This is a genomic window from endosymbiont of Ridgeia piscesae (genome assembly GCF_001443665.1).
GTDB classification, from domain to species: Bacteria; Pseudomonadota; Gammaproteobacteria; order Chromatiales; family Chromatiaceae; genus Endoriftia; species Endoriftia persephonae.
Genome location: NZ_KQ557133.1, coordinates 1 through 24,001 on the forward strand (window position 1 = coordinate 1; position 24,001 = coordinate 24,001).

General features: G+C 61.3%; 24 protein-coding genes. 8 read left to right on the forward strand and 16 right to left on the reverse strand.

The window, feature by feature from the left end:
* Positions 1-189: 189 nt before the first annotated feature.
* Genes mutM through Ga0074115_RS10045 form a run of 5 tightly spaced genes read right to left on the reverse strand, consistent with a single transcriptional unit; the run spans position 190 to position 4,438 of the window.
* Positions 190-1,002 carry a bifunctional DNA-formamidopyrimidine glycosylase/DNA-(apurinic or apyrimidinic site) lyase gene (mutM, locus tag Ga0074115_RS10025; protein ID WP_060528476.1) on the reverse strand — a complete coding sequence of 271 codons (813 nt, stop codon included), beginning with the start codon at positions 1,000-1,002 and terminating at the stop codon, positions 190-192.
* 2 nt (positions 1,003-1,004) lie between these two features.
* Positions 1,005-1,475: a hypothetical protein gene (locus Ga0074115_RS10030; RefSeq protein ID WP_060528477.1), complete on the reverse strand. Its 471-nt coding sequence runs from the start codon at positions 1,473-1,475 to the stop codon at positions 1,005-1,007.
* Between the two features lies 1 nt (position 1,476).
* Complete coding sequence (locus Ga0074115_RS10035; protein ID WP_057956170.1) at positions 1,477-2,799, reverse strand: GldG family protein; 1,323 nt, start codon at positions 2,797-2,799, stop codon at positions 1,477-1,479.
* 2 nt (positions 2,800-2,801) lie between these two features.
* On the reverse strand, positions 2,802-3,515 hold the full coding sequence (locus Ga0074115_RS10040; protein ID WP_057956171.1) for an ABC transporter permease: 714 nt from the start codon (positions 3,513-3,515) through the stop codon (positions 2,802-2,804).
* Positions 3,512-4,438, reverse strand: a complete 927-nt coding sequence (locus tag Ga0074115_RS10045; protein ID WP_057956183.1) for an ABC transporter ATP-binding protein — start codon at positions 4,436-4,438, stop codon at positions 3,512-3,514. Before Ga0074115_RS10045 ends, Ga0074115_RS10040 begins: the two co-directional genes overlap by 4 nt.
* A 116-nt stretch (positions 4,439-4,554) precedes the next feature.
* Here Ga0074115_RS10045 and Ga0074115_RS10050 point away from each other — a divergent pair, with 116 nt between their 5' ends.
* A complete protein-coding gene (locus Ga0074115_RS10050; protein WP_057956184.1) occupies positions 4,555-6,513 on the forward strand; it encodes a hydantoinase/oxoprolinase family protein in 1,959 nt (652 codons plus the stop codon).
* Between the two features lie 8 nt (positions 6,514-6,521).
* Here the strand turns inward: Ga0074115_RS10050 and Ga0074115_RS10055 are convergent, their stop codons facing one another.
* The 4 genes from Ga0074115_RS10055 to radC all read right to left on the reverse strand — a co-directional run bounded on the left by Ga0074115_RS10055 (position 6,522) and on the right by radC (position 9,100).
* Positions 6,522-7,742 (reverse strand): EAL and HDOD domain-containing protein, encoded by a 1,221-nt coding sequence (locus Ga0074115_RS10055; RefSeq protein WP_057956172.1) that lies wholly within the window; start codon positions 7,740-7,742, stop codon positions 6,522-6,524.
* A 175-nt stretch (positions 7,743-7,917) separates the two neighbouring features.
* A complete protein-coding gene (rpmG, locus tag Ga0074115_RS10060) occupies positions 7,918-8,073 on the reverse strand; it encodes a 50S ribosomal protein L33 (protein WP_005959882.1) in 156 nt (51 codons plus the stop codon).
* Between the two features lie 14 nt (positions 8,074-8,087).
* Complete coding sequence (rpmB, locus tag Ga0074115_RS10065; protein ID WP_005959883.1) at positions 8,088-8,324, reverse strand: 50S ribosomal protein L28; 237 nt, start codon at positions 8,322-8,324, stop codon at positions 8,088-8,090.
* Between the two features lie 101 nt (positions 8,325-8,425).
* A complete protein-coding gene (gene radC / locus Ga0074115_RS10070; RefSeq protein WP_057956173.1) occupies positions 8,426-9,100 on the reverse strand; it encodes a RadC family protein in 675 nt (224 codons plus the stop codon).
* A 172-nt stretch (positions 9,101-9,272) separates the two neighbouring features.
* Here radC and coaBC point away from each other — a divergent pair, with 172 nt between their 5' ends.
* The 4 genes from coaBC to slmA all read left to right on the forward strand — a co-directional run bounded on the left by coaBC (position 9,273) and on the right by slmA (position 14,692).
* Positions 9,273-10,490, forward strand: coding sequence for a bifunctional phosphopantothenoylcysteine decarboxylase/phosphopantothenate--cysteine ligase CoaBC (coaBC, locus tag Ga0074115_RS10075; RefSeq protein WP_057956174.1), 1,218 nt, complete (start codon positions 9,273-9,275; stop codon positions 10,488-10,490).
* Positions 10,491-10,607: 117 nt separating this feature from the next.
* On the forward strand, positions 10,608-13,154 hold the full coding sequence (locus Ga0074115_RS16805; RefSeq protein WP_232433036.1) for a phosphomannomutase/phosphoglucomutase: 2,547 nt from the start codon (positions 10,608-10,610) through the stop codon (positions 13,152-13,154).
* A 48-nt stretch (positions 13,155-13,202) separates the two neighbouring features.
* Complete coding sequence (argB, locus tag Ga0074115_RS10085) at positions 13,203-14,099, forward strand: acetylglutamate kinase (RefSeq protein WP_057956176.1); 897 nt, start codon at positions 13,203-13,205, stop codon at positions 14,097-14,099.
* Positions 14,099-14,692, forward strand: a complete 594-nt coding sequence (gene slmA / locus Ga0074115_RS10090) for a nucleoid occlusion factor SlmA (RefSeq protein ID WP_005959888.1) — start codon at positions 14,099-14,101, stop codon at positions 14,690-14,692. The genes argB and slmA overlap by 1 nt, the downstream gene beginning before the upstream one ends.
* A 34-nt stretch (positions 14,693-14,726) precedes the next feature.
* On the opposite strand, the gene Ga0074115_RS10095 is transcribed toward slmA, so the two are convergent.
* On the reverse strand, positions 14,727-15,713 hold the full coding sequence (locus Ga0074115_RS10095) for a DUF4124 domain-containing protein (RefSeq protein WP_232433037.1): 987 nt from the start codon (positions 15,711-15,713) through the stop codon (positions 14,727-14,729).
* A 211-nt stretch (positions 15,714-15,924) separates the two neighbouring features.
* On the opposite strand from Ga0074115_RS10095, the gene Ga0074115_RS10100 reads away from it, so the two are divergent.
* Complete coding sequence (locus Ga0074115_RS10100) at positions 15,925-16,671, forward strand: sulfite exporter TauE/SafE family protein (RefSeq protein WP_057956178.1); 747 nt, start codon at positions 15,925-15,927, stop codon at positions 16,669-16,671.
* Between the two features lie 16 nt (positions 16,672-16,687).
* Here the strand turns inward: Ga0074115_RS10100 and pyrE are convergent, their stop codons facing one another.
* Positions 16,688-17,329 carry an orotate phosphoribosyltransferase gene (pyrE, locus tag Ga0074115_RS10105; protein WP_057956179.1) on the reverse strand — a complete coding sequence of 214 codons (642 nt, stop codon included), beginning with the start codon at positions 17,327-17,329 and terminating at the stop codon, positions 16,688-16,690.
* Between the two features lie 147 nt (positions 17,330-17,476).
* Between pyrE and Ga0074115_RS10110 the strand changes: the two genes are divergently transcribed.
* Together Ga0074115_RS10110 and Ga0074115_RS10115 are read left to right on the forward strand one after the other, a co-directional pair.
* On the forward strand, positions 17,477-18,871 hold the full coding sequence (locus Ga0074115_RS10110; protein WP_057956180.1) for an AmpG family muropeptide MFS transporter: 1,395 nt from the start codon (positions 17,477-17,479) through the stop codon (positions 18,869-18,871).
* Positions 18,864-19,544 (forward strand): sulfite exporter TauE/SafE family protein, encoded by a 681-nt coding sequence (locus Ga0074115_RS10115; protein WP_057956181.1) that lies wholly within the window; start codon positions 18,864-18,866, stop codon positions 19,542-19,544. The genes Ga0074115_RS10110 and Ga0074115_RS10115 overlap by 8 nt, the downstream gene beginning before the upstream one ends.
* A gap of 24 nt (positions 19,545-19,568) precedes the next feature.
* Here the strand turns inward: Ga0074115_RS10115 and Ga0074115_RS10120 are convergent, their stop codons facing one another.
* The 5 genes from Ga0074115_RS10120 to proC all read right to left on the reverse strand — a co-directional run bounded on the left by Ga0074115_RS10120 (position 19,569) and on the right by proC (position 23,915).
* The gene (locus Ga0074115_RS10120; RefSeq protein ID WP_057956182.1) at positions 19,569-20,012 is read right to left on the reverse strand and encodes a DUF4426 domain-containing protein; all 444 of its coding nucleotides are present in this window, start codon (positions 20,010-20,012) and stop codon (positions 19,569-19,571) included.
* A gap of 125 nt (positions 20,013-20,137) precedes the next feature.
* The gene (locus tag Ga0074115_RS10125; protein WP_060528480.1) at positions 20,138-22,117 is read right to left on the reverse strand and encodes a dynamin family protein; all 1,980 of its coding nucleotides are present in this window, start codon (positions 22,115-22,117) and stop codon (positions 20,138-20,140) included.
* Between the two features lie 105 nt (positions 22,118-22,222).
* The gene (locus Ga0074115_RS10130; protein WP_060528481.1) at positions 22,223-22,513 is read right to left on the reverse strand and encodes a DUF167 family protein; all 291 of its coding nucleotides are present in this window, start codon (positions 22,511-22,513) and stop codon (positions 22,223-22,225) included.
* Complete coding sequence (locus Ga0074115_RS10135; RefSeq protein ID WP_198295065.1) at positions 22,513-23,088, reverse strand: YggT family protein; 576 nt, start codon at positions 23,086-23,088, stop codon at positions 22,513-22,515. Before Ga0074115_RS10135 ends, Ga0074115_RS10130 begins: the two co-directional genes overlap by 1 nt.
* Positions 23,088-23,915, reverse strand: a complete 828-nt coding sequence (gene proC / locus Ga0074115_RS10140) for a pyrroline-5-carboxylate reductase (RefSeq protein WP_060528483.1) — start codon at positions 23,913-23,915, stop codon at positions 23,088-23,090. Before proC ends, Ga0074115_RS10135 begins: the two co-directional genes overlap by 1 nt.
* Positions 23,916-24,001 lie beyond the last annotated feature (86 nt).

The following is a 24,001-nucleotide window of genomic DNA, read 5'->3' on the forward strand; positions in this document are numbered from 1 at the left end:
TCGCCTCCACTACATCTTTCCTTTTCTGATCACGCTGTTCTTTTATCGTAGCCATGGAAAGCAGTATACACTGCCAATACTTTCGGAACGATTAATAGGTATTGGAGATGCGTGCAATGTTTACTGAACGTGTGCTCAAAAATCGCTGGCCTTGTAATGGTTTTTTGTTACAGAAAGCCGGTCGGGTGTTCAGCGCTGGCAGTGCGGGCAGTAGAAGCTGGAGCGCTGCCCCAGGGTTTTTAGGCGGATCGGCTCAGCACAGATCGGGCAGGGCTCGCCGGTTCGGCCATAGACCTGCAACTGCTGGGCGAAGTAACCGGGGGAGCCATCCTCGTGCTGAAAGTCACGCAGGGTGGTGCCGCCCTGTGCGATCGCCGCATTGAGTACTTCGACGATCGCAGCGGCAAGCCGCTGGTAGCGTGCCAGAGCGATGCGGTTGGCGGCCCGTTGTGGGTGGATGCCGGCGCGGAACAGCGACTCATTGGCGTAGATGTTGCCGACTCCTACCACCACGCGACTCTCCATGATCAGCTGCTTGATGGCGACGCTGCGTGATTGGCCGATCTGATGCAGATAGTCGCCATCGAACCCCTCACGCAGTGGTTCGAGGCCTAGCCTGGCTAGCAGTTCATGGCACTCGCCGGTCGGCTGCCAGAGCACGGCGCCGAAGCGCCGTGGATCACGCAGGCGCAGCAGTGAATTGTTGTCGAACTCCAGGTCGAAGTGGTCGTGGCGCTGGGGCGGCGTACCGTTCGGCAGCACCCGCAGACTACCCGACATGCCGAGGTGGAGGAGCAGGCTACCTGGGGCGAAGTTGAGCAGCAGATATTTACCCCGCCGTCCCACCGAATTGAGCCGCTGGCCATTTAGCAGTGGACTCAGATTTTCTGGCACAGGCCAGCGCAGCCGCGGCTGGCGCACGACAATTCCACTGACAGCGGCGCCCTCAAGGTGTGGCGCGATGCCGCGGCGGGTGGTCTCTACTTCTGGCAGTTCAGGCATATTTACTCCAGAAATGCCTCTGCCGGCGCGCTCAGGTGGTGACGAAAGCCATCGCCGATCAGATGGACCTGATCACCGATCTGCAGATAGCGCTGGCCGCTGAGCGGTTCTGTGGTGCCAAAACGCAGCTCGGTCTGGTCGAGCCAGAGGACCGTTTCAGGTGGCTGCAGGCCGAACGCAGTGAGACGCCCCTGCGGCAGTGGAAAGCGCGCCAGACTAGGGGTTGTGGCGATGCCCAGTAGTTGCGCCACCCGTTGCTGATCGGCCCGTGCCTCGCCCAACCACCAGACCCCATTGTGCCGTTGCAGCTTGATCGTCTGTCCCGCACGGATCAGTCGGATCTGTTGGATCCTGGCTGGGCTGAGTCGGGTCAGCGGCGGCGGCATGTCGCTGGATTGCAGCCACCAGGCCGACCCACCTAGCAGGGCGACCAGCAGCAGTAAGATCAGATTGACCCGGCTGAGCGTGCGCATCTCAGGCCCGGTTGCGTCGCCAGCCGAGTAGTCCACCGATGCCGAACAATAGCAACGGCAGGCCGAACAGTGCGCCCAGCCCGATTATCCCTTTGGTCAGCGGTGAGAGCTGCAGCTCCCGGTCGAGGATCGGTCGTGGCGGGATGCCGATCAGCTGCTCAGCGCCGGCCAGCCAGCCAACCAGGGCCAGTCCCAGATCGAGATTGCCGGCATTGGCCAGATAGCTGTTGGAGAGAAAATCGCCGTCGCCGATCACCACCACCCGCTGTTCGCGCTCGCCCCGCTGGCGGGTGAGGGCGAGGCCGATGGTGAGTGGCCCGGCCTGTTCGCCAAGTTCAGGATTGCGTTCCACCTCGCCGTGGATCGGGCCGGTCTCGTTCCAGCTCTGTGGCAGGGTGCGCAGCAGCCCGGTGACCTGCCAATCGCGGGCCTGATCCGCCTGCAGCGCCAGGCTCTCCGGGAACAGCGTGAGCAGATCGAAACCGGCGGTGGCGGGAAACTCCGGATATTCGGAGACTAGTGCCACTGTCGGGTTGTCGATGCCGAGGCGGCGCACATTGGCGTCTACCAGAGTGCCGGGCAGGGCTTCGATGTCGAGTTGCTGCAGCAGCGGCTGCAGGCTCTCGCGGCTGGATGGGTCTGTTAGCAGCAGCAGATTGCCGCCTTGCTGCAGGTAGGTCTCAATCAACGCCAGCTCGCCCTCCAGTAGGGCAGTGGTGGGGGAGGCGATCAGCAGCAGAGCGGTGTTGTCTGGCGGCACAGTGGCAGGGGGCAGAGCGACCAGCTGGTAGCCTTTCTGCTGCAGGGATTGGCCAAATGCCCCCAGGTCGTGGTTGGCCTTGCCGTGCAGGTCCCGTTCGCCGTGGCCGGTGAGCGCGGCAATCCAGTGGTGCTGTTGCTGGCTGAGGCGCTGTAGGGCATTGCTGAAATGAAGCTCGCTGAGCCGCTGTAGGCGCTCCTCCCGCCCCTGGTAGTGCAGGACCAGCTCACCGGAGAGAGAGATCCCCTGGCGGCGGCTGGCGTCGGGGTTGCGGATCGGGTCGACAAATGTCAACTGCAGGTCGGGCTTGAAGCGTTGGTAGCGTTCGATAAAACGCTCCACCTGCTGTTGCAGCGTCGAGGCGCGGGGAGTGAAGATGGTCACCTGCAGTGGGCCCTTAAGGCGCTGCAACAGTGCGATGCTGGTCTCGCTAAGAGTGTGGCTGCCGTTACGGGTCCAGTCCCACTGCCACTGGTAGCGGTTGCTGAACCAGGCGAGCAGCAACAGCAGCGCCAGGCTCAGCAGCGGGAAGATCAGCTGGTGGATCTGTTTGCCAATGTTCATGCTCAGCTCTCCCGGCGCAGCTGTAGGCGGTGCAGCGCCAGGCCGAGGAAAAACAGACTCAACAGCAGGAAATAGGCGATGTCGCTGCTGCGCACCCAACCCAGTTGCAGGTTGAGGAAGTGAGGTGGCCAGCCAAACCAGCTGAGTAGGCCGCTGCTGTCGGCAGAGGCGTATTGGCTGATGATGGAGAGCAGCAGCAGGCCGTAGCTGCCCGCGGCAGCGGCCCCCGGGGTGCGGCTCAGGCTGAAAACATAGAGGCTGATGGCGGCGAAGCTGCTGCCCAGCAGTAACAGACCGAGACTGGCGGTGGCCAGCAGTCCCCAGTCGGGTTGGGTGCCGACCGCCAGTGGTATCGACAGCCCCAGTGGCAACAGCGCAACCAGCGCGAGGATCCCCAGCAGGGCGAGGTACTGGCCGAGCAGGATCTCCCGGAGACGTAGCGGTGCGGTGCTCAACAGGCTGTTGCTACTGTCTGACAGGCGCATCGTCAGCAGCGGTGTGATAAACAGGATCAGCACCGCCGCCAGGCCAAACAGCTCCAGCCCCAGATGGCGGCTCAGGCCAAACAGACGCCCGACCGCCGGGGCGCTGCTGAAGGCATCTAGGGTCTGTAGCAGCTGCCAGCCCAGCAGCAGACTGGTCAGCGCCAGCACTATCCAGGCGAACGGGGTGCGCATCAGCCGTCGCCACTCAATCCAGGCCAGCCGCCAGCTCATTCAGAGGCCCCTTGGCTGGCCCTGCCGCTGGTCGCTTCGAGGTAGATCTGCTCCAGGCTGAGGCGTTCCTCACTGAGTTGCCGAAGTCCCCAGCCCTGCTGCACAATCTGCGCTGCCAGTTCGGGGGCGGTGGCTTTGGGGGCCAGTTGCACCCGGAAGTAGTCGGTGTGGAGGCGTTCGACAGAGGCGACCTGCGGTAGCTGTGTGAGGGCTTCATTCCCCGGGTTCTGCTGCAGCTGGAGCCGCAGCAGCGGGGTCTGGGCTGGCTCGATCGCACCCTGGTAGATGGCGCATCCCTGCTGCAAGATCGTCACCCGGTCGGCGCAGGCCTCCACCTCGCTGAGGATGTGGCTGGAGAGCAGCACCGCACTCTGCTCGGCCAGCTCACGGATCAGCTCGCGCACCTCGCGGATCTGTGCCGGGTCGAGCCCCTCGGTGGGCTCGTCGAAGATGATTAGGTCGGGGGCGTGGATGATCGCTTGGGCGATGCCGGCCCGCTGTTGGTAGCCCTTAGAGAGGTTGCGGATCAGGCGTCTGCCGACGCTCTCCAGGCCGCAGCGGCGTTTACTGTTACCGAGGGCCTCGCGGGCTGCTTGAGGCGCCAGCCCCCTGAGCCGGGCGCAGTCGTAGAGATACTCATCGACCCGCTGCTCGGGATGCAGCGGTGGGCGTTCCGGCAGATAGCCGAGCCGGCGTTTCGCCTCGATCGGTTGCTGCTGCATGTCAAAGCCGGCCACCGTGACACGACCGTGGCTGGGCGCCAGAGCGCCGCTGATCAGCCGCATCGCGGTGGATTTGCCAGCCCCGTTGGGTCCCAGCAGGCCGACCACCTCACCGCGCTGCAGCTGCAGGTCGAGTCTCTGCAGGGCGTGTTTTGGGCCGAACTCGCGGCTCAGCTTGTGGGTGGTCAGCAGGGTTTCCATCTGGCGCAAGATAAGGAATTTGCTGCCGACCCACAAGCGGCTTGTTGCATGGGACGGCTTTGTCTTTGCAGGGGGGGAGGGTATCTTTGCCTCTCACTGTTTCGATGGGGATGATCTTGAAATATCTGGGTGTTGATACCGGCGGTACTTTTACCGACTTCGTGTTATTCGATGCTGCCGGGTTGCGTATCCACAAGGTGCTGTCGACACCGGACGCGCCGGAGCGGGCGATCCTGCAGGGCATCGCCGAGATGGGGCTCGATCCGGCGCAGCTGCGGGTGGTGCACGGCTCCACCGTGGCCACCAATGCGGCGCTGGAGGGGAAGGGCGTGCGCACCCTCTATATCGGCAACCGGGGGCTGAAGGATCTGCTCACCATCGGCCGTCAGGCGAGGCGCGAACTCTACAACCTGCAGCCGGAGCCGATCGCGCCGCCGGTGCCTGAGAGGCTTTGCCTGGAGACCGGCGGGCGGCTGGCGGCGGACGGCTCACTGGTCGAAGATCTGACGGAGGCTGATCTGCAGGTTCTGGTCGAGGCGGTGTTTGAACTCAAACCCCGCGCGGTGGCGATCAACCTGCTCTACGCCTACCTGGATGACCGCTTCGAGCGGGAGATCGAGGCAGTGTTGCCGGAGGCGGTGTTTGTCTCCCGCTCCTCGGCGGTGCTGCCGGAGGCAGGTGAATATGAGCGCGGTATCGCCACCTGGCTGAATAGCTGGGTGGGGCCGCTGGTGGAGGGCTACATCGGCCGGCTGCAGGCGGGGTTGCCGGGGGCTCAGGTGTCGGTGATGCAGAGCTCCGGCGAGGCGATTGCGGCGCAGCAGGCGGCGCATCAGGCGGTGCGGATGCTGCTCTCGGGGCCGGCGGGCGGTTTGGTGGGGGCGCGCTTCGTGGCGGCGGCCTCCGGACATGAGCGGCTGCTTTCGTTTGATATGGGCGGTACCTCCACCGATGTGGCGCTGCTCGACGGTGCGCCGCGACTGACCCGCGAAGGGCGCATTGGTCCTTGGCCGGTGGCGGTGCCGATGGTCGACATGCATACCATCGGTGCAGGCGGCGGTTCCATCGCCTACCTTGACGACGGCGGCATGCTGCAGGTGGGGCCGGAGTCAGCGGGGGCCGCACCTGGTCCCGCCTGCTACGGCGCCGGGGGGGAGCGGCCAACGGTCACCGACGCCAATCTGGTGTTGGGGCGGCTGCGTGCTGACGCCTTTCTCGGCGGCCGGATGCGGCTCGATCTGGCAGCGGCGCGGCGTGCCGTGGGTAGGCTAGCCGAGGCGATGGGTTTGTCGCCGGAGCAGGCCGCCGAGGGGATTGTCCGCATCGCCAACGAGCACATGGCGCGGGCGCTGCGGGTGATCTCGGTGCAGCGCGGGGTCGACCCGCGTGGCTTTACTCTAGTCTCGTTTGGTGGCGCAGGCGGGCTGCATGTCTGTGCCCTGGCAGAGGCTTTGGGGATGACTCAGGCGATGGTGCCGGTGCAGGCCGGCGTGCTGTCGGCGCTGGGCATGCTGGCGAGCCGGCCGGGGCGGCAGCTGGCGCGCACCCGGCTCGGTCTGCTGAATGAGTTGAGCGAGGATTTGATTCGACGGGAGCTGGATGCGCTGGCTGAGTCCGGTCTGCAGGCACTGCTGGCGGAGGGAGTTGCGAGAGCGCAGGTCGAACGGCGCGATTCGCTCGATCTGCGTTACCGTGGGCAGTCCTATACGCTCAATCTGCCTTGGGAGGGGCTTGATCAAATGGCGGAACAGTTTCATGCACGGCATCAGGTCCGCTTCGGCCACCGCATGGAGGCCCCGGTGGAGCTGGTCAATCTGCGAGTTGGGTTGCAGGGGCCAAGCCCGCAGGTGGTGCTGCAGGCTGTGCCTGCGGCTGCTACGGCTGCTGAGTGGGAGTCGATACGGGTTGCCGGAGTCGAGGCTGAGGTGCCCTGTTACGAGCGTGCTGAGCTACTGGCGGGGCGTGAGGTTGTTGGTCCAGCGCTGGTGACCGAGCAGGTCTCAACCAGCTGGATCGCCCCCGGTTGGCGCTGTCGAGTCGATGGGGTGGGGAACCTGCTATTGTCGCAGACCTAGTCGGGTGTTTAGGCTTCGCCCAGCGCCTGGGCCTCGGCGAAGGCGGTCTTGGAGGCGTTGAGAAAGATCTCGGTCAATTCACCCAGATCGAGCTCAAAACGGTCGTCAGGTTGGATATTGCCAGATTCGTAATTGAGGGTGCAGACCAGGGCGCGGCCGGCGGGGCCGGCGTGATCGAGCAGGGCGGTGTTCAGTTCGTCGGAGAGGCCCAGTTCGCCAATGATCTCCGCCAGCGGACGCTCCATCAGCAGGTCGAGGATGGAGAGTAGACCGACGCTGAATCCCATCTCGGCGGAGCAGTTGGAGCCGCTTTTGCTGAGCAGGCGCTGGCACATGTGGGCGCGTACCAGGGCGGTGGTGAAGTAGTCTTGGGGTTTGTTTGCCACCCGCGACAGCACCAGCAGACTGGCCCAGGCGCGGATCCGTGTTAGCCCCATGAAGACCACAGCCTGGTGGATCGACTCGACGCGGCGCGGCATGCCGACGGCGGCGGAGTTGATGAAGCGCAGGATCTTGTAGCTGAGGCTGGCGTCCTGGGCGATCAGATGCTCCAGGTCTCTGATTTCCACCTGCGGATCGTTGAGCCGGGAGACCAGCTGCATGATCACCATCTGGTTCTCCTCCAGACGCTTATCCTCCACTACTTTGGGGCGGGAGAAGTGGTAGCCCTGGAAGAGATCGAAGCCCAACTCGAGGCACTGCTGGAACTCCTCTTCGGTCTCGATCTTCTCCGCCAGCAGCAAGAGCTTATGTTGGCGCAGCTTTGGCAGGCCGGCCTGCAGCTGCTCGGGGGTGAGGGCGGGGATCTCTACTTTGATGATGTGGGCGTGGGGCAGCAGTGGGTCCCACTTCTCCTCGAAGGCGTAGTCGTCGAGGGCGATGGTGTAGCCCTGTTCGGCCAGCTCACGCACCCGCGTCACCAGGGGCTCGTCCACCGGGATATCTTCGAGTATCTCCATCACCACCCGTTCTTTGTCGAATGCCAGTTGCGGGTGGTCGAGCAGCAGGTTGCGGGTCAGGTTGATGAAGGCGCGGTGGGCGCCGACGATGCGCTCCAGGCCGATCTCGACAAAGCAGTTGAGGAGTACTTCTGAGGAGGCAAAGTCGCCGTTTGTCAGCTGGTTGACGTTGCTGCCATCCTGATTGCCCTGGCGGAATAGCAGTTCATAGGCATAGACTTCCAGGGAGCGGTCATAGATCGCCTGCCTGCCGACGTAGATATCCTTCATTAGTACTGGTTTCCCTATTATCCCGGGGTGCGGTGGTCTCCTGCTAAGTCGGCAGGTGAGGGAAAATGTTTACCGCTTCTGGTGCCATTTATAGGGTTCTGTTGGGGCTCCAAGAAAAAGAAAACCCGTCTCAGGGACGGGCTTTCAGGATGCCGCAGGGTCGCAGGGAAGCGGCTTATTTGATCTTCGCTTCCTTGTACATGACATACTTGCGGATGGTGGGATCAAACTTTTTGATCTCCATCTTGCCGGGCATGTTGCGCTTGTTCTTGGTGGTGGTGTAGAAGTGGCCGGTGCCGGCGCTGGATACCAGTCGAATCTTGTCACGCATGATGGTTTCCTCTGTTAGACCTTTTCACCACGGGCGCGGATCTCGCCCAGCACTGTGTCGATGCCTTTTTTGTCGATGATGCGCATACCGTTGGAGGTGACGCGCAGGCGAACCCAGCGGTTCTCGCTCTCAACCCAGAAGCGATGGTAGTGCAGGTTGGGCAGAAAACGGCGTTTGGTTTTGTTATGAGCGTGGGAGACGTTGTTCCCGCTGACCGGGCGCTTGCCGGTGACCTGGCAGACTTTTGACATGGTCCAAACCTCTAAAAACTGTTAACCCTGGGGCGAAAGGCGCGTATTTATAGCAGAGAGCGGGAGGGAGCGCAAGCTGCCTGGGTTCGTAGTTGCTAATTTTAGATCAGGCCCTGCTCGGCGAACGAGTAGGGTCGACCATCGCCAATCACGAAATGGTCGAGCACGCGGATCTCCACCAGCTCTAGAGCTTGTTGCAGACGCAGGGTGATGCGCCGGTCCGCATCGCTGGGTTCGGCGATCCCGGAGGGATGGTTGTGAGCCAGGATCACCGCTGCCGCATTATGATGCAGGGCCCGTTTCACGACCTCCCGGGGATGGACACTGGCGCCATCGATGGTGCCGCGAAACAACTCCTCGAAGATGATGACGCGGTGGCGGTTGTCGAGAAACAGGCAGGCGAAGACCTCGTGCGGATGGTGGCGCAGTTGTGCGCTCAGGTAGTGGCGGGTCTGCTCCGGGCGGGTGAGCGGGCTGCCGCGGCTCAGATCCTCGCCGAGATAACGCCGCCCCATCTCGAGCACCGCCTGCAACTGGGCGTACTTGGCGTTGCCCAGGCCTTTGCCGTGACAGAAGGTCTGGCGGTCGGCGGTGAGCAGTGGCCGCAGCCCCTGGAACTCGGTGAGCAGGTCGCGGGCCAGATCCACTGCGGTGCGGCCGGTTACCCCGGTACGCAGAAAGATCGCCAGTAGTTCGGCGTCGGTGAGGCTAGACGCTCCCTGTTTGAGCAGTTTCTCCCGCGGGCGCTCGTCTAACGGCCAGTCGGTAATCGGCATTTGACCTCCCTGTCATGCTGCTATGTTGGTTGTCTGGAGCTAAATCTAGCCTGTTTCGGTGGGTTCTGCCGATGTTAGTACTCACTCAGAGTGTTAACACTGTCACTTTGAGGTTTTGGCACCTTAAGGTACTCTCTATAACCGATTTTTATTCAGGATGGTCTAACGACTCATGTCGGCTCTAGCCAACCAAAAGATCCTGTTGGGCGTAACCGGGGGCATCGCTGTATACAAAAGCGCGATGCTGCTGCGTGCACTTCTCGAGGCCGGCGCTGAGGTGCGGGTAGCGATGACTGCCGCTGCCCAGACCTTTGTCACCCCACTTACCTTCCAGGCACTCTCCGGCCGGCCGATCCATACCGAACTGCTTGATCCCGCAGCAGAGGCGGCGATGGGGCATATCGAGCTGGCCCGCTGGGCGGATCTGATCCTGATTGCTCCCGTCTCTGCCGATTTCATGGCCCGACTGAGCGTCGGCATGGCGAATGATCTGCTGAGCGCCATCTGTCTGGCCACCACGGCCCCTATCGCGCTGGCGCCGGCGATGAACCGGCAGATGTGGCTCAATCCGGCGACCCAGGAGAATGTACAGCGGCTTACTGCTCGTGGCCTGCTGATCTGGGGGCCGGCGGAGGGCGTGCAGGCGTGTGGTGAGAGCGGGCCGGGACGCATGCTGGAACCGGAGGCACTGCTGGATCAAGTCAGTGCCCATTTTGCAGGTGGCGCGCTGGCCGGAGTCAAAGTGGTGCTGACCGCCGGTTCGACCCGTGAGCCGATTGATCCGGTGCGTTTCATCAGTAACCGCAGTTCCGGCAAGATGGGTTTTGCCCTGGCGGCGGCGCTGCGTCGGCTTGGCGCCGAGGTGGTGCTGGTGGCTGGGCCGGTCGCACTGGCAACCCCTGCGGGGGTGCAGCGCATCGATGTGGAGACAGCCCAGGAGATGCAGCTGGCGGTGTCGGAGCAGTTGGCGGGGTGCGATATCTTTGTCGGAGTGGCTGCGGTGGCGGACTATCGCCCCCGCGAGATAGCGCAGCAGAAGATTAAAAAGCAGCAGACGGTCATGACGCTGGAGCTGGAGCGCAATCCCGATATCCTGGCAGATGTCGCGGCTGCTGAAGATCCGCCCTTTACCGTTGGCTTTGCCGCCGAGACCCAGAACGTGAAGGCCTATGCGGAGGAGAAGCGCAGGGCTAAGAGAATCGATCTGATTGCCGCCAATCGTGTCGCTGCCGCAGAGGGTGGCTTTGAACGGGATGAGAATGCCCTGACCCTGCTGTGGGAAGGGGGGGGCGAATCGCTGCCGATGATGCTAAAGAGTGAATTGGCAGCACGGCTCGCCGCTCGCATCGCGGAGCGATATCATGCGCGGACCCAGCAGGAAAACAGTTGATGCAGCAGGTCGCTCCAGGTTGCGGGTGTGTGGCGAACGCCTTAGGCAGTGGTGGTTTGGAATGCCTGCCCCCCCAGGCATTTGCAGAATCGGAAGGAGCTTTGAGATAGCGAGCTTATGAGTAAGAGAAGTAAGCGGAAAGAAAATACGGGCGTTAGGCAGAGCCCGACCGGCAGAGGGATCCGCTGGTATTGGTCGATAGCGGCTGCGGTAGTGGTGGTGCTGTTTCTTCTGGTGAGCGCGATCCTCTACCTGCAGGCCAGCCTGAAGGATGCGGCGGCAGTTGAGCGTGAGGCGCGGCTGGTTGCCTCCGGTGTGGCGGAGCGCGTCGCCGTTACTACCCAGGCACGCATGCAGATGTTGCTCGGGATAGCGCAGGATCCGCAGCTAGCCGACTATTTCAGCACTGATAATCGAGCGGAGCTTGATGGCTACGCAGAGCAGCTGAACCGGCTGCTGCCAGGGGTGCTGCGATTGCGTCTGCTGGCTGCCGGTCAGCGCGAACCAGAAAACAGCGCGATGCCTCATCTTGGCTACGCCTCCCTGGAGCTGATCCGGCTGGCGGAGGAGCAGCCAGGAGTACCTCCGGCCCAGGTGCACAAGTTTGGCGGGGCGCAGCAGCATATCGCAATAGCGGTGGCGGTGCGAAACAGCAAACAAGGCCCCGCGCTGGGGGTAATACATGCGGCCTTTCCTGTGGCCCTGTTGCAGGATGTGGTTGAACGCAGCCGCCTGAATGGTCGTGTCGAGGTGCGCCAACTGGTGCAGAGAGCTGCGCCGTTGGTGCTGGCCGCAGGTGGGAGCGGCAGGGCGGCTGGCGAGCCGGATGGACGTTTTGAGGTCGACGGGACCATCTGGGAGGTGGCCTATTGGTCGGGGCAGGTGAGCACACCCCTGCTGGAGCAGATCTATCTGCTGGCGCCGGGTGGGATAGCGGCACTACTGGCAGTGGCGCTGATGGGGCTGCTGGCGCTGCAGATGCAGCGGGCGCTGAAGGGTGATCAGTACAGCCTGCTGGAGTTGGCCGAGGTGTTGATGGCGGGCAAGTCGCCGAAGCGCCAACAGGCAAAGCTGCTCGATATGCAGTCAACCCTGGAGATCATTGAACATCAGGCTCGCGAGTTCGCCAATGCGCGCAAGCAGCGCCGTGAGCGGCGCAAGCGTGGCAGCGCCTCAGCCACTGAAGGGATTATGGTGGAGGAGGATATCTTCGCAGTGCCGAAAACCGATCAGCCGGGCGCTGACAGGCGTGCGAGGCAGGCCGAGGCGCTGGAGAACGCCGATGCACTCGCGGCGGTACCGGCCAGCATCTTTCGTGCTTACGACATCCGCGGTCTGGTCGGAGAAACCCTGACCGAGAATGTGGCCTACACCATTGGCCAGGCGATCGGCAGCGAGGGCTATGAGCAGGGCTTCCAGTCGATCGTGGTGGCCAGGGATGGACGCAACTCCAGTGAGGCGCTGCAGGAGGCCCTGATCAATGGGCTGTTGTCGAGCGGGCGCGATGTTATCGACATCGGCATGCTACCGACACCACTGCTCTACTATGCGGTGCATGAACTCAATGCGGGGTGTGGCTGTATCGTCACCGGCAGCCACAATCCGATCGAATATAACGGTATCAAGGTGGTGCTGGGTGAAAAGAGTCTCTCCCCCGAGCAGATCCAGGGACTCTATCGCCGGATCGCGGATGGCCGCCTGATGAAGGGGCAGGGGCAGCGGAATATACGCGAGATTACCGAAGACTATATCGAACGGGTGATCAACGATGTGCGCCTGGCGCGCTCCCTAAAGGTAGTGCTTGACTGCGGTAACGGCGTGGCGGGTATGGTGGCGCCAGAGCTGTTTCGACGCCTTGGTTGTGATGTGGTGGAGCTGTTCTGTGAGGTGGATGGCAGCTTTCCCAACCACCATCCCGACCCGAGCCGGCCCGAGAATCTGGAGGCCCTGAAGCAGGCGGTGGTCGAAAACCAGGCCGATGTGGGGCTCGCCTTCGATGGGGATGGGGATCGCCTAGGAGTGATCGACTCCTCCGGCAAGTTGATCTGGCCCGATCGGGTGTTGATGTATCTCGCCATCGATGTGCTGGCCCGCCTGCCAGGCGGTGACATTGTCTACGACGTCAAGTGCTCCCGGCATCTGGCCAATGTGGTGCTCTCCAACGGCGGTCGACCGCTGATGTGGAAGAGTGGCCACTCGCTGTTGAAGGCGAAGCTGCATGAGACTGGCGCCCTGCTCGCTGGTGAGTTCAGCGGACACATCATGTTTGCGGAACGCTGGTATGGCTTCGACGATGCGCTCTACGCTGGTGCACGCCTGCTGGAGATCCTGGCGCTTGAGCAACTGTCCAGTGCCGAAGTCTTCACCGGTCTGCCCGAGGGTGAGTCGACACCGGAGTATCAGGTGCAGCTTGACGAGGGGCAGGGAGACAAGATCATGGATGCCCTGGAGCAGCAGCCGGAGATCCCTGGTGCCCGTATGGTCTGGATCGACGGACTGCGTGCCGAGTTCGAGCGGGGCTGGGGTCTGGTACGGGCCTCCAACACTACCCCGTCGTTGGTGTTCCGCTTTGAGGCGGACGACGCCCAGGCGCTGAAGGTGGTACAGGATGTCTTCCGCACGCTGATGCAGAAAGTCGCACCCGAGCTGGAGATGCCGTTTTAACTGGTCATCCGATCTTTCAATTCTATTTAGAACCTTTGTAGTAACACTATGTCTTTGACTCTGGAACAGGCCCATAACATTGCCCATGTATTGACCGCCGCGCTGCCCTACATCCAGCGTTTCAGCGGCAAGACCATCGTCATCAAGTATGGTGGCAACGCGATGGTTGACGAAGATCTCAAGAGCAGCTTTGCCCGCGATATCGTGTTGATGAAGCTGGTTGGCATCAACCCGGTGGTGGTGCATGGCGGTGGGCCACAGATCGGTTCCCTGCTGGAGCGGCTCGGCAAGGATTCAGAATTCATCCAGGGCATGCGTGTCACCGACACCGAGACCATGGATGTGGTGGAGATGGTGCTGGGTGGGCTGGTCAACAAAGATATCGTCAACCTGCTGAACCGCGCCGGTGCCAGGGCGGTCGGTCTGACCGGCAAGGATGGTGACCTGATCCGTGCTCGCAAGCTGATGGTGGAGCGTAAGGGGCCGGAGCTGGAGGCCCCGGAGATCATCGATATCGGCCATGTGGGGGAGGTGGAGAGCATCGACACCAGCGTGGTGGAGATGTTGCTGCATGGCAATTTTATCCCAGTGATCGCGCCGATTGGTGTCGGCGAGGATGGTCGCTCCTACAATATCAACGCCGATCTGGTGGCGGGCAAGGTGGCAGAGGTGCTGCAGGCGGAGAAGCTGATTCTGCTGACCAATACCAAGGGGTTGCTTGATCAAGAGGGTGGCTTGTTGACCGGCCTCACCAGCGATCGGGTCAACGAGCTGATCGAAGACGGCACCATCCATGGCGGCATGCTGCCAAAGATCGGCTGCGCGCTGGATGCGGTGACCGGCGGAGTCAACTCAGTCCATATCATCGATGGTCGTCTGCAGCATGCGGTGTTGCTGGAGTTGTTTACCGACGAGGGTGTTGGCACCCTGATCCGGCGGCGCTGATGAGTGGCAAGGTCTCCCGCAAACAGCTGATCCTCGAAGCCTTGGCAACAGAGCTGGAGCGTAACCCCCGCGGGCGGATTACCACGGCTTCGTTGGCAAGGGCGGTGGGGGTGTCGGAGGCGGCGCTCTATCGCCACTTTGCCAGCAAGGCGAAGATGTTCGAGGGGTTGATCGACTTCGCCGAGGAGAGCATCTTTGTGCGGGTCAATCAGATCCTGGAAGAGGAACAGGATGCACGGGTGCGTTGCGGGCGGCTACTCTATCTACTGCTGGCCTTTGCTGACCGTAATCCCGGTATCTCGCGGGTGCTGCTGGGCGATGCGTTGGTGGGGGAAACGGAACGCCTGCTGATGCGAGTTGGGCAGTTTTTTGCGCGCCTGGAGACCCAGTTGCGGCAGATCCTGCGCGAAGGGACGATGCGTGACCAGGGCTATGCTGGGATCGATGCGCGGGTCGGAGCCAATCTGCTGTTGGCGGTGGTGGAGGGGCGCATGCACCAGCATCTGCGGAGTGGGTTTGCCGACTCCCCGCTGGCGGAGTGGGATGCGCAGTGGCGCATCCTTGAGGGGGCTTTGCGGCAGATGCAGAGCTAGGCGTTATCGTACAGGCCCTGGCCCGCTGCTTGCCTCACTGTTTATCAGGTGAAGTAGGGCGTCCCGAGAGGGCCTCGATAAAGCCTCGCTTGACCCCAGTTATCTTTTTGCTGTTACAGAATGCGTTACCCGCCGGGGAGTCTTTGCACTGCAGATCCATGAAGATCACAGTGCCCTTTTTATCTGGATTGCGGATGCGGGAGATGGTGATGCTGATATCGTGATCATCCACCGGTGGTCCGGTCATCACGATATTGGTGGCGAGCATTTTGACGGGGGTGGTGGCATGGTTGCGCAGAAAGCGTTTGGCTCTGGACCAGGCGCTATTGCAGCTGTCGTTGCCAGAGCACTCGAAGACATTGTTCAATGGGCGCTCTTGCGTGCCGCCTGTCTTGTCGGTTCCGGCTTCCCCATCTTTGCTCTGACTTGCACTTAGGTGCTTGAGTTCGCGGAAGCGGGCTTGGTCGCGGGCAAACGCGGTGCGAATACGGTTTTTGTCCTGTTCCCGTTTGACAATCGACTGGTAGGCCGCCTTCAGCGCCTGGCGTTTGCGATCGATCTGCGCGAGATAATCGGGTGAGGGGGTCTCACCGCTCAGTTCCAGAGCGGCAGCGTTTTGCTGCATCTCCAGCAGGCTGTTCTTGATCCGTTTGATGTTGGTCTGGGTCATCAGGATCGTCAAATCCACCGCCCTGAGCTGGCCATCGCGGGCCATGATGATGTCGTCTTCACTGCGAAAGGTGCGCAGCAACACCCGATCCGCGGCCTTTTGCTGATCGATCAGCGCCTGTTGTTCCTGCTGAAGACGCCGCTGGATCGCCTCCAGCTGCAACTGCTGTTTGGTCTTGGCGGCATCGATCCGGTCGACGACGATGCCCCGTTCATCCAGCTTGCTATGTTCCTGTTTGACGTATTCCGGAGGGATGCTGTCAGCATAGTGGATCCGGCCCTCTTCGTCGGTCCACTTGTAGAGCCGGCCTGCGCTGCTTTGCGCTGGCAGCGCCAGTGCCAGCGCTACCATTAGCAGAGATCCAGTTTTGAAAAAGATGTTCAGTTTGGCCATAATCTTTACTTCGCTCCGCTTCGTCTACAGAACCTAGCGGCTGGCTGTTTGAATTCCTTATTATCGTTGTCTTTGGCTGGAATTCCCTTCTCCCCCACTCTATTAGAATGTTTCTCCCACCATTCCTCAAATGGTATCGATTGCCTATTTTCGCTGAGATCACCCATCCGTGGAACAGTTCACTCTTTTTCTGATCTCGCTACTGGCCAATCTCTTTTCAGCGTTTTCCGGTGGCGGTGCGGGCTTGGTGCAGTTGCCGGCATTGATTTTTCTGGGGTTGCCGTTCGGTGTGGCGTTGGCGACTCACAAGGTCGCTTCGGTCGCTTTGGGGGTGGGGGCGACGATACGCCATCTGCATGAAGGTGGACTGGAGTGGTGGTTCTCGCTGTTTCTGCTGTTGTCGGGTATCCCCGGCGTGATTCTTGGTGCCAGCCTGATCTTGCAGGTCCCGGACCGAGTTGCCGAGGTGGCGCTGGGCATCTTGACCCTTGGGCTGGGAGTCTACTCGCTGCTGAAGCGCTCATTGGGCCAGGAGTACTGCCCGGCCCATCGTGACCTGCCGGGATATCTGCTTGGTGGGTTGGGACTATTCTGTATTGGCTTTCTCAACGGTTCTTTGACCTCAGGGACAGGGCTGTTCGTGACCCTCTGGCTGGTGCGCTGGTTTGGCATGGACTACCGCACGGCGGTGGCGCATACCCTGGTGTTGGTCGGCATGTTCTGGAATGGCTCTGGCGCACTGACCCTGAGCCTGCTCGGAGAGATCAAGTGGGAGTGGCTGCCGGTGCTGCTGGCAGGGTCACTGCTGGGTGGCTATCTGGGGGCGCATCTCTCCATCACCAAGGGCAACCGTTGGATCAAGCGCGGCTTTGAGGTGGTTACCCTGGCGGTGGGGACGAAGCTGGTGATTGGCTGAGCCGCTCCCGCTCCACTCAGACGCCGTAGCGCTCCCGGTAGTCGCGGATCTGCTGCAGTGATTCAGCAGAATCGGGGCTCGCCTGCAGATACTCAATCAGCTGCTCCAGCTGCACGATGGAGCTGACCGGCATGCCGTAGTCGTCCTGCACCTCCTGAATTGCCGAACGCTCACCCTGGCCGCGCTCCTGGCGGTCGAGGGCGATCACCACCCCGGCCGGGGTGGCCCCCAGGTCGCGGATGATCTCCACCGATTCGCGTACCGAGGTGCCGGCTGAGATCACATCGTCGATGATCAGGATGCGCCCCTCCAGGGCGTGACCGACGACTATGCCGCCCTCGCCGTGATCCTTTGCCTCCTTGCGGTTGAAGGCGTAGGGGATGTCGATCTGGTGCTGGTCATAGAGCGAGGCGGCAGTCACCGCCGCCAGCGGGATGCCTTTATAGGCGGGGCCATAGAGTAGATCGAACTCGATGCCGGAGTCGACGATAGCTTGGGCGTAGTAGCGCCCCAGTCGCGCCAGAGCTGCGCCAGTGTTGAACAGGCCAGCATTGAAGAAGTAGGGGCTGATGCGTCCTGACTTGAGGGTGAATTCGCCAAAGCGGAGCACGCCTACATCGAGGGCGAAGTCGAGAAATTCGCGTTGATAATTCTGCATTTTTCGGCATCCTGGTTGAAAAGACGGGGCATTTTAACCTGCCGTTGCGTTTCTGGGGGAAATGATTTTGCCAGCTGCTTATAATAGCCGGGTTTTGCCGTTGTCCAGGCTGGGGCTGCGTCTTCTATCTGTTTCTGGAGGGTTCGCTTGCCCAATCCAATCCATAGTTTCTTTATCGGCTGGCTGGAGGCGCTGAAGGTCTATACCCAGCCTCGGGTTCGGGGGATGCTGTTTCTGGGTTTCTCGGCCGGCCTGCCGCTGCTGCTGGTGTTCGGCACCCTCTCGTTCTGGTTGCGTGAGGCGGGTATCGAACGCAGTACCATCGGTTTCATCAGCTGGGTGGCGCTCGCCTACAGCCTGAAATGGCTGTGGGCGCCGCTGGTGGATCGTCTGCCGCTGCCCTGGCTGACGGCGCGGCTGGGGCGACGGCGTAGTTGGATGCTGCTGGCGCAGCTGACGATCCTAACCGGGCTGGTCGGCATGGCGTTGTTCGACCCGCGTGAGGAGCTGACGCTGTTTGTCGCCCTGGCGTTGCTGGTGGCCTTTGCTTCCGCCACTCAGGATATTGCTATTGATGCCTACCGCATCGAAAGTGTCAGCCGCGATCTGCAGGGTGCCATGGCGGCGACCTACATGCTCGGCTATCGGCTGGCGATGATCGTCGCTGGGGCGGGTGCCCTGGCCATCGCAGCGCTGTTCGAATCGGATTCGTCGATCTACCAGCAGTCGGCTTGGAGTGCCGCCTATCTGTCGATGGCGGGGTTGATGCTGGTGGGGATGGTGACCACCCTGCTGATCAGTGAGCCTGAGGTGGATGTGAGTGGTGAGACGCGCCGCCGCGAGTCGGAGGGAATCGAGCTGCTGGAGCAGCAGGGCTGGCTGCCACGCCCGCTGCGACGGTTTAGCGAATGGTTTTATGCGGCGGCGATCAGCCCATTTGTCGACTTTATCGTCCGCTACCGCTGGCATGCCCTGTTGATCCTGGCACTGATCGCCAGCTACCGGATCTCCGATGTGGTGCTGGGGGTGATCTCCAACGTCTTCTATGTGGATATGGGATACAGCAAGGTGGAAGTGGCGACCATCACCAAGGTCTACGGGGTGATCATGACCCTAGTCGGGGCGGGCTTGGGTGGCCTATTGATGGTGCGTATCGGGGTGATGCGGGTATTGTTGATCGGCGGTCTGCTGGCTGCCGCGACCAATCTGCTGTTTGTCTGGCTTGCCGGACTGGGACACGACTTGGGGGTACTGACGCTAGTGATCTCGGTCGATAACCTTTCGGGGGGGCTGGCTTCGGCCGCCTTTATCGCCTACCTGTCGAGCTTAACCAATGTCTCCTATTCGGCAACCCAGTATGCTCTGTTCAGCTCGGTGATGCTGCTACTGCCTAAGCTTGTCGGCGGTTTTTCCGGGGTGATGGTCGATTCGATCGGCTACGCCAGTTTTTTTATTACTACCACCCTGATGGGGGTGCCAGTGTTGTTGCTGATCCTGTTGGCGATGCGCTATGTGCCGGCAGAGGAGAATCAGCATGGTTGAGCCGATGAGCTATCTGACGGCGTTTGTCGTCGGACTTTCGGGCGGGGTGCACTGTATTGGCATGTGCGGCGGGATCATCGGTGCGCTGACCTTCGGGCTACCTGAGAAGCTGCGCGGCAGCCTGGCTGATACCCTACCCTATCAGCTGGGCTACAACCTGGGGCGGATCAGCAGTTATGTGATCGCTGGCGGCATCATGGGCGGGCTGGGTATGTTGCTGGCGGAGCTGGTGCCGATCTATCTGGCGCAGCGGGTATTGCTCGGGGTGGCCGGTCTCTTCATGCTCTTTCTTGGCCTCTATCTGGGAGGCTGGTGGCTTGGGCTGGCCCGCATCGAGGCCCTGGGTGGCGCGCTGTGGCGGCGCATAGAGCCCATCGCTCGCCATCTGCTGCCGGTGCACACGCCGGGGCAGGCCTGGGTGCTGGGGCTAATCTGGGGCTGGATCCCCTGTGGCCTCGTCTATAGCACCCTGGCCTGGAGTGTTTCGGCTGGCAGTGTGCTGGAGGGGGCGGGGCTGATGCTTGCGTTTGGCCTGGGCACCCTGCCAAATCTGTTTGCGATGGGGCTGCTAGGCAGCGGGATCGCCCGCTGGGCCAAGGATATCCGGGTGCGCCGCGCGGCGGGGCTGATGGTGATCGGCTTTGGGTTGGTGACAGTATGGCGGGCGTTGTGAGCCCGCCGCACTGCGCAGAGTCCCTCAGTCGATAAAAAACTGCTGTTTCAGCTGGGCCTTGTAGAAGCGGGGCTCTCCCTTGGGCTTGACCTTGATGGAAAAGTTGAGTGTCTCCCGGTCAGTGATGCGGAACTCACCCAGGTAGTAGATGGCGCCTGTCTCCTTGACCTCCCGCATCGGGATGTCGATGCGCTGACCAAGGATATTGGTGGCGTAGGCCTGGACTATGGCGTGGGCCGGGGAGCCGGTGGTTCCGGCCTGGGTTTTTATCACACTCACATTTAGCAGGCCCCGGTATTTGCTGCGCTGAATCTGGTAGGCTTTGGCAACCTCGCTGTCGAGTGCCGCGGTCGGTAGGGCATTGTGGTGGATCTTGTAGCCGGGGATGGTGGTGCTGTTCTCCGCCAGCAGATTGGCGGAAAAGAGATAGAGCAGGGGTAGTGCGATCTGCGCGATCTTGGTTCTCATGATGATATTCCTCCTCTCCTGGTGCCGTTGTGCGCTGCAGAGTCGCCGGAGCCAGACTCGGGCCGGCGACCGCAGGGTAAGGATAGCGCAACTGTCGCAGCCGGGAGAGGGCCCTGCGCAGTAATTCAGGAGACTTTGCGTTTCCTCACCAGCTTCGGGTAGGGGCGTTCGCCCGGCCTGAGTGGCTGACGGCTGTTGATACGGTTGGACATGTTGCGTAACGCAGTGAGCTGCTTGGCTACATCGGTGTACTGTTCCTGTAGTTCGGCGATTCGGAATTCCAGGGTGGTACGGGAGCGGCCGATTTTCTGCAGGTTGGTGAGACGTTTCTCCATCATCTCCTTGTGATCGCGGATCTGCAGCACCAGGGGCTCGAGGGCGGAGCCGAGCCAGACATCGATCTCTTTGCTGGCGCGAGAGAAGATCTCTCCAGCACGGTAGACCAGTGCGCTGAAGAAGCGTTTGACCACAAAGCTCTGCTCCATCATCGTAGTGACTGGGCTGTTGCGGAATACCTCCACCTCCTGATGCAGCAGCTCGAGTTCGACGCGGAATTTGACGATTGAGAACATGCGCGGCTGCACCACCGCGAAGCCGTGTTCGTTCTGGAATTTGCGATAGATGCCGCGGATCAGCTTGCGGGTCTGATCGCTCTGTACCACCACTGAGTGCATGTTGCGGCGGATCTCCTCGAACAGCTGCTTCATCACCGACTTCATGCCGTGGGTGGTCCAGCTGGAGGACATCTCCTTGCGGCTGCGGGCGATGATTTCGTTGAGGGTATCCAGATCGAGGGCGGCACGCAGTTTCTCAATCTGCTCTTTCAGCTGCAGCCGGCTCTGCTGGAAGCTCTCCACATCGGCCATGTACTGGGACTGTTCCTGACGGGTCTTCTCCATCAGGTTATTGATGATGTCGTCGCTCTTGCCGCTCAGCTCTTCCAACTCCTCAAGCTGGCGCTTGGCGTTGTTCAGCTTGCTGGAGAGCACGCTGCGGCTGTTGTCGAGCATCTGTCCCACATCGGAGCCGATGGTGTCGAGGATGATCTGCTGTTTGATACCGAGTACGTCATCGGCTAAGTAGCTCTCAAGGTCGAGCAGTGAGCTGCGTTCCAGCAGTTCGGTATCGTTTTTGATCTTTGCCAGCAGCCCTTTCTGTGCTGAGACCGGGAATACCGCGCGCTCCTTCAGGCCAAGCAGTTTTGCCGCCTCAGCACGCTGCAGGTGGATTGCCTCCTCTACCTCGTGTTGGTCGCGCAGATCGTCCCAAAGGGTGTCGATCTTGTTGAGTACCACCATCAGACCGTGCTGGCGGCCACTCTGAAAGCCTTTGATGTGGTGCTGCCAGATCTCCATGTCGCTGCGGGTGACGCCAGTGTCGGCACCCAGTACGAATAGCACACCCTGGGCGGAGGGGAGCATGTTAAGGGTTAGCTCCGGCTCGGTGCCGAGTGCGTTGAGTCCGGGGGTGTCAAGGATCGTTAGTCCTTTATTGAGTAGCTCATGGGGGAAGCTGATCAGAGCGTGACGCCACTTGGGGATCTCAATGGTCTTGGGGACGCGCTTCTGATGCGGGTGCAGGTCGGCGCTGTAGAGCCCCAGGTGCATTGCCTCTTCAGTGGTGACCTGTTTGGTCTGCATCACCTCTTTGAGAGCCGCCTCCATCTGTTCGGAGGAGCCTACCTCCAACGGATAGTGGACCCACTGCTTGGTGTCTTTGCGCAGCTGCGAGAGGGTGGTGTCCTGCAGTCGGGTCTCGATCGGCAACAGGCGTACATAGGGCTCGTCGCGCTCCGAATCATAGAAGATCTCGGTGGGGCACATGGTGGTGCGCCCGGCTTCGGAGGGCAGCAGGCGGCGGCCATAGTCGGCAAAGAAGATGGCGTTGATCAGCTCGGTCTTGCCGCGGGAGAATTCGGCAACGAAGGCGATGGTGAGACGGTCGTTTTTCAGGGTCTCCAGAGTGTGCTGGATGCGTGCCTGGACCTCCGGGGTCGACATGTTGTTCGCTTCAAGCCAGGGACCATACTCTTCGATGGTATGGATGATGTTGCTCTTCCACTGCTCGAAGGCCTGAAGTTGCTGCTGAAATCGCATCTTGTCCATCGTATTGCCTTTTCGCCCCTGACTGAAAATCAGTCAATAAACCGTGTTTGTCTCATTATAAACAAGAAGATTATGAATCTCTTTCTCCTAAGGGGAAAAAGTTGTTCAACTTGTGGGGCGCTTCACGGGGATGGGTAGGGTTTGGGGATTCTTGATCCTGACCCGCTTGCTGCGGGAGTTCTCGCCGGCGATTAGCAGAACCTGTTTTTTCGATACGCCAAAGGCCTTTGCCAACATCTTGAGCAGGTGCGCATTCGCCTTGCCATCCACTGGCGGTGCGGTGATGCGTAGCTTGAATTCGTCCCCGTGGGGGCCGATAAACTCGTTTCGGCTCGCCTTGGGTTGAATCCGCAGTTGCAGCTCCAACTCATCACCCAGCCAGCGGTACCAGCTCATCAGAAGGGGCTGGCGGTGATCATGCGCAGTGGCGGCAGTAGCAACATCTTAAGCAGCACCAGGCCGATCATCACCAGCATCGGCGAGAGGTCGAGGCCGGAGATCGGTGGCAGCAGCTTGCGCGCCGGGCGCATCACCGGTTCGGTGAGACTGTAGAGCAGGGCTGAGGCCGGGTTGTAGCTGCCCGGACTGACCCAGCTGAGGATCACCTGGATCAGTATCGCGAACAGGAAGATATTGATGAAGAGTTCGATCAATTCCGGGATTGCCCACAGCAGCGGGCCGATGGGGTTGGTGCTGAGCCCGCTGAAGGCCACCACCAGCATCAATTCGGCATATTTCAGGGCCCACGCCAGCAGTAGTGAGGAGAGGTCGATGCCGCCTAGGCCGGGGATGAAACGACGTAGGATGCGCAACGGTGGAGCGGTGATTTTGACCAGAAACTGTGACACTGGGTTGTAGAAGTCGGCGCGCATCAATTGCAGCAGAAAACGCAGCAGCAGTGCCAGGATGTAGAGGCCGAACAGGGTCTGGATCAGGAAGATCACTGGGCTTGTCAGGTAGTTGCTATCCATCATGTCTTGGCTAGGATCTTGGAGAGTTCTTCAGAACGGGTCTTGGCGCCGAGTAGTGCATCTTTGAACAGGTCGCGCAACCCCCCCTCTTCGAGGATGCCCAATGCCTTCTCGGTGGTGCCGCCAGGGGAGGTGACTTTTTGCCGCAGGGTGGCGGGGGCGTCTCGGCTCTCGATCGCCATGCGGGCGGCCCCCAGGGCGGTCTGCAGGGTCAGCAGGCGGGCGCTCTCGGAGTCGAGTCCAAGCTCCACTGCCGCCGCCTCCATCGCCTCCATCACCAGGAAGAAGTAGGCCGGACCGCTGCCGGAGAGGGCGGTAACCGCATCTATCTGCGCCTCATCCTCGACCCAGCGGGTCAGTCCGACCGCACGCAGGATGCTCTCTGCCTGATTGCGCTGCGCGTCGTTGACGCCGGTGCTGGCATGCAGGCCAGTGGCACCAGCCTGGATCATCGCCGGAGTGTTGGGCATGCTGCGCACCAGCGCGATGCCCTCGCCGATCCAGTCGAGCAGGGCCGCCTCACGCACCCCGGCGGCGATCGAGATAACCAGTGGCCGGCTGGCCTGCAGCGTCTCGGCCAGATCCCGTGCAACAGCCTCCAGCACCTGGGGCTTGACCGCCAGTACCACCACCTCAGCGGCCTCTACCGCGGACTGGTTGTCGGTGGCGGCATGGATACGGTAGCGGGCGGCCAGTTGTGAGAGTTGTTCTTTGTCGGGGTCGCTGACAAAGATCCGGGTGGGGTCAAAACCGTCGGCGATCAGGCCGCCGATCAGGCTAGCGGCCATGTTGCCGCCGCCAATGAAGGTGATGCTGTTGGGTCTCATGCTGCGGTCTGTTAAACGTGCTGTATTGCTGTCCATTATATTCTCAATCACACCGCCGCTTGCGGCGGTGGCTTCGGCTTTGGTTG